Here is an 8,102-nt window from a genome sequence, read left to right as displayed (position 1 = left end):
TTTTTTATCAGTGCTTTTCTAATCGGTATTAATGTTTACATTCCAATGTGGGCACAAGGAATGCTTGGTCACGGCGCCACAATTGCCGGCTTAATGATCGCGCCGCTATCAATCACGTGGATCATTGGTTCATTTATCGGCGGTAAGCTACTGATGCAAATCGGAAACCGCCAAACCGTCGGAATTGGCATCATTTTCACCATCGCAAGTGGACTTATTTTAGCTCTTTTCCCGCAAGAAACAAGCGACATTTTCTTCTATCTAAATAGTGCACTGATGGGTTTTGGTTTCGGGATAATCTTTACGACAACCACCGTCACCGTTCAAGATGCCGTTCCGCGCGGTCAAACCGGTATTGCTACGGCTTCAAATACACTATTCCGGACAGTGGGTCAAACCATTGGTGTCGCGGTGCTCGGAACCATTTTCAATTCGATACTTGCTTCTCAGTTTGGCAAGACAAGCGAGGCTGGCGTAGATCGAAACAACCTCAACTTACTCATCAGTCCAAAAACGGCTGCGAGCATTGACCCGAACGTTGTTGATTCGCTACATAAAATCCTTTACAGCGGTCTTCATGCCGTTTTCTGGACAATGTTTGCCCTTGCAATTCTTAGTTACGTACTTCATTTTATTTTACCGAAAAACCATCGGACAAAAGATGCTTAAAACGCCAAAAAAATCGGCCGTTCTCATATGAGAACGGCCGATTTTGCTAACAAATTTATTTCACTTTCACGATCCAGTCTTCAGGTGCTTGACGTTCCCCGAACTGAATCCCACAAAGTTCATCATACAGTTGTCGTGTCACAGGACCCACTTCCGTTTCACTATAGAAAACATGAAAATCATCCCCATTTTGAATTCCGCCGATTGGTGTAATAACTGCTGCCGTACCACAGGCTCCTGCTTCCTTAAAATCATCCAGCTGATCAATATAAACATCTCCTTCTTCGACTTCTAGTCCGAGGCGATGTTCTGCTAAGTAAAGCAGTGAGTATTTAGTAATACTTGGTAAAATTGAAGGAGAAAAAGGTGTCACGAAACGATCATCTTTCGTAATTGCAAAAAAGTTTGCTGCTCCGACTTCCTCAATTTTTTTTATGTGTTGCAGGATCTAAATAAATAGCATCCGCAAACTGGCGGTTTTTTGCTTCTTTTCCAGGAAGCAGACTTGACGCATAGTTTCCGCCCACTTTCGCAGCTCCCGTACCGCGTGGTGCAGCTCGGTCGTACTCAGATACCACAAAATTAGCCGGTTGCAATCCGCCTTTAAAATACGCACCAACTGGCGTACAAAAAATGGAAAAGATATATTCAGGTGCTGCTTGAACACCTACATTATCGCCAACACCAATAACAAACGGACGCAAGTATAGCGTTCCCCCCGTTCCATATGGTGGCAAATAATCTTCATTTGCAGCCACCACTTGTTTGCAAGCCTCAATAAATTTCTCAGTAGGAACTTGCGGCATCAGTAAACGTTCACAACTTCTTTGCATTCGCTGTGCATTTTGATCAGGACGGAATAAATTAATCGAACCATCCTTCGCCCGGTAAGCTTTTAAGCCCTCAAAACATTGCTGTCCGTAATGAAGCGCTGTTGAACCTTCACTAATGTGAAGAACATTGTCCTCTGTTAAAGAACCCTCATCCCATTTTCCATCCTTATAATGAGAAATGTAGCGCTTATCTGTTTTAATATAACTAAAACCTAAATTTTTCCAATCAATGTCTTTCGGCATTACGTCCCCTACTTTCTTCGCCCAACCTACATTGGAGCATCATTTGTTTTCTAGTATAGCACAACATGATTCAGCTTTCAGTAATTTTATCAGTGTTATTTTGGAATACAAAAAAATATCGAAATTAAAAGTATTTTCAAATTATTTATTCAAATTAAGCAAAAAACACTTCCTTTTTAAAGAATTCATGATAAAATAGAAACATTCTAAAGAAAATGAGAGGAGAGATTGATATGGCTGAAGGAAAAATGCTCGAAGAAAAATTGTTTAGTAAACACTTGAATGAGGAAATGGAAGTCATTATTTACTTACCGCCGCAATACTCACCTCTATATAAGTATCCGCTTTTTATCGTTCAAGACGGAAAGGACTATATTCGCTTTGGAAAAATGCCCAAACTTGTCGATGAACTTACTCAAACAAATGAAATACAAAAATCTGTTTTTGCATTTCTTCCATACAAGACAGTGGAAGACAGACGTCGTAAATACCATCCAGATGGTGATCAAAACGAAGCTTATATTCGTTTTCTGGCGGATGAGCTCGTTCCTTTTCTTGAAAATTTGTTTCCTTCCTTTCAAATGGCTGGTAGTCGTTTCTTAATGGGTGATTCACTTGGTGCGAGCGTCTCACTTAAAGCTTGCTTGGAATATCCTTATACATTTGGAAATGCGATCCTTCATTCGCCATTTGTAAATGACGATTTGCTTAACATGACTCAAAATGCCAAACCAGGCTCACTTAAACTATTCCATATAGTCGGTGATCAAGAAAACGAAGTGGAAACGACTGCCCATACCGTTGATAATTTTTTGGAGCCTAATCAAAAACTAAATCAAGTTGTGACAGAAAAGGGATTCGAAGCAACGTTCCAGTTATTTCAAGGTGGTCATCGCTGGACCTACTGGCAGCCATTTTTGAAACCAAGCTTGACATACATGCTACCAACAAATACCTTTGATTTGGAAAGCATGAGCAGTTGATGAAGGGAGTTAAAATTAGTGACTGTTAGAAAAGCAACAACTGAAAAAATGCGTCAGGATGCGCTTAAAATTCGGAATGATGTCTTTGTAGTGGAGCAACATGTGGCGCCTGAGCTTGAATGGGATGAGTTCGATCAGAAACCGGAAACGCTGATGTTTGTCGATTATGATATGGACGAAACTCCGCTTTCAACTGGGCGGCTCCGTATTCTTCCTGAATACGGTAAGGTGGAAAGAATCTGCACGCAAGCCTTCGCTCGCGGCAAAGGATCAGGCCGAAAAATTATGGAAGCTATCGAGAATGAAGCAAGAATTCAAGGCGTTACAAAGCTAAAACTCGGCGCGCAAGTAACTGCCATTCCATTCTATGAAAAACTCGGCTATGAGGTATGTTCGGATATTTTCCTAGATGCCGGCATCGATCATAAAGAGATGCAAAAGCAACTTTAATTTAATACGAAAAAAAACAGGAGTCTCTTTCTTAGACTCCTTGTTTTTTTGTACTTCGCTATCGTTTGATTTTTTTCTTTAATTTTTATTAAAGATCCTTCAAAAGCATGTATAATAGATAACAGACAGCTTGAAAGGAGTGCAAAAGTTATGAGAAAGCTGATATGGGTCTGCAGATTCTTTTATCTCGGCTTGATGTTGCTTCTTTTTTTCGTACTTGATTATTATCATTTTCTAATTCTAAATATTACACTGGCTTATATTCCATTTGAAATTGCCGTGTTCTTATATCGTAAAAAACGTAACCCTTGGATATTTTGGCTGATCTCCATTGCATGGCTTATTTTTTTCCCTAATGCTTTTTATCTCGTGACCGATTTCTTCCATTTGAGACAGATTCGGATTTACGATTATTATGGTATTCTCCGTAAAGACAGCTTTTTATGGCAAAGCTTTTCAGTTATGGCAGGAAGTATCTTTTTTGGTTTATTTGTCGGCAATTTATCCCTGCAATTCTTCCTTGATGCCGCTCGAGATCAAATGAAGAAAAACTGGACTGCTGTGATTTTGCCAATTGTTTTGCTGCTTTCAAGTTACGGCATCTATCTTGGAAGATTTGAACGGCTTCATACCGTTTATCTGTTCACTCAGCCGCTTGAAACTTTAAATAAGATTTTGCATGTCTCTTTGTTTCAACTCGAATTTATTTGTTATATGTTTCTGCTTCAACTTGCAGTGTACTTGATGTTCCGTTTCTTCCCTAAAAGGTCTTAATGTCTTTTTTCTGTAACTGTTCCGTCTGAATTGCCGATAATCAACCGATCGGCAATATCTAAAAATAAGCCGTGTTCGACAATGCCGGAAATGCTGTCAAGTTTTTGTGCCAGCTTTGCGGCATTTTTAATTTCACCAAGTTTGAGATCCAGAATATAATTCTGGTTATCCGTCTGATAAATTTCTCCTGTTTGATTTAAACGGAGTTCTGGATGAAGATCAAGCGCAGCAAGTTCAGTTTCTACTTTTTTATAGCCAAACGGAATTACTTCAACAGGAAGCGGAAATTTCCCAAGATGTTCGACGACTTTCGATGCATCTACAATCCAAATATTTTGCTTTGAACTGAGCGCTACCATTTTTTCGCGCAAAAGTGCGCCTCCTCCGCCTTTTATTCCGTTGAAATCTGCATCCACTTCATCTGCTCCGTCAATTGTTAAATCAATTTCATCAGCTTTATTGAGTGAAATAAGCGGGATTTGATTAGCCGATGCAAGCTGTTCAGTTTTCTTTGAAGTTGCTACCGCTGTCACTTTTAGGCCTTCACGAACACGCCGTCCCAGCGCTTCGATCGTATAAAAAACTGTTGATCCTGTTCCAAGACCAACAAGCATTCCTTCTTGAATTAATTCGCAAGCCTTCTCTCCTGCAGCACGTTTCATGTTCATTTATCCAAAACCTCCAACCTTACATTTTTCACATTTTTGATGCACTTAAAATCCATCTTTTCTCCCTTATTATAGCGATTTTTTTGTTTTTTTTTCAGTTTTTAGCATTGATTTCTTTTTGAACAGTAAAAAATATGAACTTTCCGCCTCATGTAAGCGTTTCAACCTTACAAAAATGTAATTAGACTTTTAGAAATGGCTGGGTTACATTATTACTTAAGAAATAGTTTAATTTTAATATTTGTAATCAAAAAGTAATATAACGGGGTGGAATGAACATGGACAGAATAAAGCACTTTTTATTTTTGCCAGGAACAATCTTTGTTTTAAAGACTATTTTTTATCTGGCAGTCCTATTAGGCTTACTTTGGTTTTACGGGTTTAAAAACCCCAACAGTACAAACTTTATTTATAATGAATTCTAATGAGAAAGGATGTTTGCTATGAGTGTTCAAACTATGACTTCTTCCATCATTGAACGAATCGATGAATGGGCTCAGAAAACTCCAGATAAGGCTTGCTATGACTATCAAGGGGTTTCTCTTTCTTATCACGCACTAAAGCAGCAATCAGATGCACTTGCCGTCTTCTTTCTTAAAGAAGCTAAACAAAATCGGGAACCGATTGTCATCTATGGTCACATGGACCCGCTTATGCCAATTGCTTTTATGGCAGCACTTAAAAGCGGCCATGCTTATGTCCCGGTTGATGTCTCAATGCCAAGCGAACGAATCGAACAGATTATCCGTGCATCTAACCCTTGCTTTGTACTGGCGGTAGAAGACTTACCAAATGATATTCAATTTGAATCTGTTGTTTTAAACCGGAAACTCATTGAAAGTATAATTGAAACAACTGATGGTGCCGAACTCACGAATGAAAATTTCGTAAGAGGCGAAGACAATCATTATATTATTTATACATCTGGAAGTACAGGGATGCCTAAAGGGGTTCAAATTAGCCAAAACAATCTTGTTAGTTTTTCAAACTGGCTTTTGCAGGATTTTTCCCTCTCACAAGGATTACGCTTTTTAAATCAAGCTCCTTATTCTTTTGACTTATCGGTCATGGATCTTTATCCGTGCCTGCTTTCAGGCGGAACGCTTGTCCCAGTTGATAAGTCTATTACATCAAACTTAAAAGAACTCTATGCGGCTCTGCCAATGCTTGGTCTTAACATTTGGGTATCTACCCCTTCCTTTATGGATATCGCGCTCTTGAGCCCAGACTTTAACGCGGAAAATTGTGATACGCTCACTACCTTTATTTTTTGCGGAGAGGTGCTTACGAAAGAAACCGCGCGCGAATTACTGCGTCGTTTCCCAGAAGCAAAAGTCTTTAACACTTACGGACCGACAGAAGCAACCGTTGCTGTAACCGAGATTGAAGTGACGGAAGCCGTGATTGATGCTTACCCAAGCCTTCCTCTTGGAAAAGTAAAACCTGATACGCGACTTTTAATTGTTGACCCTGAAACGCACCAACCAGTTGAAGCGGGCGAAAAAGGCGAGATTGTACTTGTTGGCCCAAGTGTCTCAAATGGTTACTTGAATGAGCCGGAGAAAACCGCGAAAGTATTTGAGCGGGTAGGTGACTTCAATGCCTATTACACGGGAGATTGCGGCATGCTTTTAGATGGCTATCTTTTCTTCTACGGTCGCCTCGACTTCCAAATTAAACTGCACGGCTACCGGATTGAGCTTGAAGATATTGAGAACAATTTAAAAGAAGTAAGCTATATTAGAAGCGCTGTCGTGATTCCAAAATTTGTATCCGGAAAAGTTGACAGTCTCGTAGCTTTCGTTGTTCCGCACCCGCACGAATTTGATAAACCATTTAAGCTCTCTAAGGCTATCAAAGAAGAGCTTGCTTTTAAAATGCCAAGCTACATGATTCCACGCAAGTGGGTCTATAAAGAAGAATTTATACTAACCAATAATGGTAAAATTGATCGCAAAGTTTTAAATAATGAGGTGAACGAATGACAACCCCTTACGGTACAATTTTTTACTTTGCAATCCTTGCACTTTTTATTGCTCCGATCGTGATTGCAAATTTAATGGGGAAAAGACTTCCAGTTTATAATGCTTTTGTAACCTTGTTATTCATTTTCTTCATGTTTTCGAGCAATATTGTGCAAGGCATTGCTTTCATAGTTTTTATCTTTTGGCAGCTCATTGTTGTACGTCTTTATTTCAATTATCGACGTGTTCAAAATAAAAATCATGGCGGTATTTTCACGCTCGCCGTTATTATGTCGATTTTGCCGCTGATTCTAGTAAAAGTACAGCCTCTGTTGGACAGTCAAATGACGCTTGTCGGTTTCCTTGGGATTTCATATTTGACGTTTAAAGCAACGACAATGGTCATGGAAATTCGCGACGGTTTAATCAAAGAATATGATTCCACTCAGTTTGTTAGTTTCCTGCTGTTCTTCCCGACAATTTCATCAGGCCCAATTGATCGCTTCAGACGTTTTCAAAAAGACGTAACCGGCCCAGTTGATCGTGATAAGTATGTACAAATGCTGAACCGAGGTATTTTCTATATTTTCCTCGGATTCCTTTACAAATTTATTATTGCTTACTTAATTGATATGTACTGGAAAGCACCGCTTGAAATCGGCGTTTTAAAACATATTGATTTCGGTTGGAGCCTTGTTGGTTATATGTACAGCTACAGTATGTATCTATTTTTCGACTTTGCAGGATACAGCTTGTTCGCAGTCGGTGTTTCACTCTTACTTGGCGTAAACACTCCAATGAACTTTAACAAACCGTTCCTTGCACGCAACATTAAGGATTTCTGGAATCGTTGGCACATGACATTATCTTTCTGGTTCCGCGATTTCATCTTTATGCGACTAGTCTTCTGGCTAACGAAGAAAAAATGGTTTAAGAGCAAGTTTACGATTGCCTACATCGCTTACTTTGTCAACTTCTTCATCATGGGAATTTGGCATGGACTGCACTGGTACTACATTGTTTACGGTCTCTATCAAGCACTGCTCATTGTCGGTTTCGACATCTTTGAGCGCATCAATAAAAAATATAAATTTTATCCTAAAAATAAAATCACATATGTCATCGGAATGTTTATCACATTCAACTTCGTCTGCTTCGGCTTCCTAATATTCTCTGGCATATTTGATAAAATAACATTTTAATTAAAGGTGGGAATTAATCATGGCATTTCGTGATCAAGTATTAGATATTTTAGAAGAAGTTACAGAATCAGAAGAAGTAAAAGAAAACACAAACGTTCGACTATTCGACGAAGGATTGCTTGATTCGATGGCAAGTGTTCAATTGCTTGTGGAAATCGAGAGCAACTTGGATATCACCGTTCCAGTATCCGAGTTTGATCGCGACGAATGGGCTACTCCTGAAATGATCATCACTCAACTTGAGGGCCTTAAAGTAATGAAAAAAAAGCTTTGGATGATCTTTGGGCCGATTCTTGTGGCCGGCTTCATCTTTTTA

General features: G+C 39.3%; 8 protein-coding genes and 2 pseudogenes. 8 read left to right on the top strand and 2 right to left on the bottom strand.

What is annotated here, in order from left to right; genetic code table 11:
• Positions 1-669: MFS transporter (locus MFLO_RS06400; protein WP_036097139.1), on the top strand; the 669-nt coding region annotated here is incomplete at its 5' end.
• 55 nt (positions 670-724) lie between these two features.
• Here MFLO_RS06400 and MFLO_RS06395 read toward each other — a convergent pair.
• A pseudogene (locus tag MFLO_RS06395) lies at positions 725-1,745 on the bottom strand (branched-chain amino acid aminotransferase).
• 233 nt (positions 1,746-1,978) lie between these two features.
• Here MFLO_RS06395 and MFLO_RS06390 point away from each other — a divergent pair.
• From MFLO_RS06390 to MFLO_RS06380, 3 genes are all read left to right on the top strand, one after another.
• Positions 1,979-2,728: an alpha/beta hydrolase gene (locus MFLO_RS06390; protein ID WP_036097137.1), complete on the top strand. Its 750-nt coding sequence runs from the start codon at positions 1,979-1,981 to the stop codon at positions 2,726-2,728.
• Between the two features lie 18 nt (positions 2,729-2,746).
• On the top strand, positions 2,747-3,178 hold the full coding sequence (locus MFLO_RS06385; protein WP_036097136.1) for a GNAT family N-acetyltransferase: 432 nt from the start codon (positions 2,747-2,749) through the stop codon (positions 3,176-3,178).
• A 150-nt stretch (positions 3,179-3,328) separates the two neighbouring features.
• Complete coding sequence (locus MFLO_RS06380; RefSeq protein ID WP_036097134.1) at positions 3,329-3,952, top strand: DUF1361 domain-containing protein; 624 nt, start codon at positions 3,329-3,331, stop codon at positions 3,950-3,952.
• Here the strand turns inward: MFLO_RS06380 and rpiA are convergent.
• Positions 3,949-4,620, bottom strand: a complete 672-nt coding sequence (rpiA, locus tag MFLO_RS06375; RefSeq protein WP_036097133.1) for a ribose-5-phosphate isomerase RpiA — start codon at positions 4,618-4,620, stop codon at positions 3,949-3,951. The genes MFLO_RS06380 and rpiA overlap by 4 nt on opposite strands.
• Positions 4,621-4,898: 278 nt before the next feature.
• On the opposite strand from rpiA, the gene MFLO_RS15045 reads away from it, so the two are divergent.
• The 4 genes and pseudogenes from MFLO_RS15045 to dltC all read left to right on the top strand — a co-directional run.
• Positions 4,899-5,045, top strand: coding sequence for a teichoic acid D-Ala incorporation-associated protein DltX (locus tag MFLO_RS15045; protein WP_077913175.1), 147 nt, complete (start codon positions 4,899-4,901; stop codon positions 5,043-5,045).
• Between the two features lie 33 nt (positions 5,046-5,078).
• The gene (gene dltA, locus MFLO_RS06370) at positions 5,079-6,605 is read left to right on the top strand and encodes a D-alanine--poly(phosphoribitol) ligase subunit DltA (RefSeq protein ID WP_036097142.1); all 1,527 of its coding nucleotides are present in this window, start codon (positions 5,079-5,081) and stop codon (positions 6,603-6,605) included.
• Positions 6,602-7,786, top strand: coding sequence for a D-alanyl-lipoteichoic acid biosynthesis protein DltB (dltB, locus tag MFLO_RS06365; RefSeq protein ID WP_036097131.1), 1,185 nt, complete (start codon positions 6,602-6,604; stop codon positions 7,784-7,786). The genes dltA and dltB overlap by 4 nt, the downstream gene beginning before the upstream one ends.
• Positions 7,787-7,805: 19 nt before the next feature.
• Positions 7,806-8,039 (top strand): annotated as a pseudogene (gene dltC / locus MFLO_RS06360) (D-alanine--poly(phosphoribitol) ligase subunit DltC); the annotation flags it as partial.
• Positions 8,040-8,102 lie beyond the last annotated feature (63 nt).

The sequence above is a fragment of the Listeria floridensis FSL S10-1187 genome (genome assembly GCF_000525875.1).
Taxonomy (GTDB): domain Bacteria; phylum Bacillota; class Bacilli; order Lactobacillales; family Listeriaceae; genus Listeria; species Listeria floridensis.
This window is presented reverse-complemented; position numbering and strand designations above follow the sequence as displayed.

Excerpts from the sequence above, each read along its gene's own strand:
- MFLO_RS15045 (WP_077913175.1), top strand. The coding sequence starts at position 4,899 with ATGGACAGAATAAAGCACTTTTTATTTTTGCCAGGAACAATCTTTGTT.
- rpiA (WP_036097133.1), bottom strand. The coding sequence starts at position 4,620 with ATGAACATGAAACGTGCTGCAGGAGAGAAGGCTTGCGAATTAATTCAA.
- MFLO_RS06390 (WP_036097137.1), top strand. The coding sequence starts at position 1,979 with ATGGCTGAAGGAAAAATGCTCGAAGAAAAATTGTTTAGTAAACACTTG.
- MFLO_RS06380 (WP_036097134.1), top strand. The coding sequence starts at position 3,329 with ATGAGAAAGCTGATATGGGTCTGCAGATTCTTTTATCTCGGCTTGATG.
- dltA (WP_036097142.1), top strand. The coding sequence starts at position 5,079 with ATGACTTCTTCCATCATTGAACGAATCGATGAATGGGCTCAGAAAACT.
- dltB (WP_036097131.1), top strand. The coding sequence starts at position 6,602 with ATGACAACCCCTTACGGTACAATTTTTTACTTTGCAATCCTTGCACTT.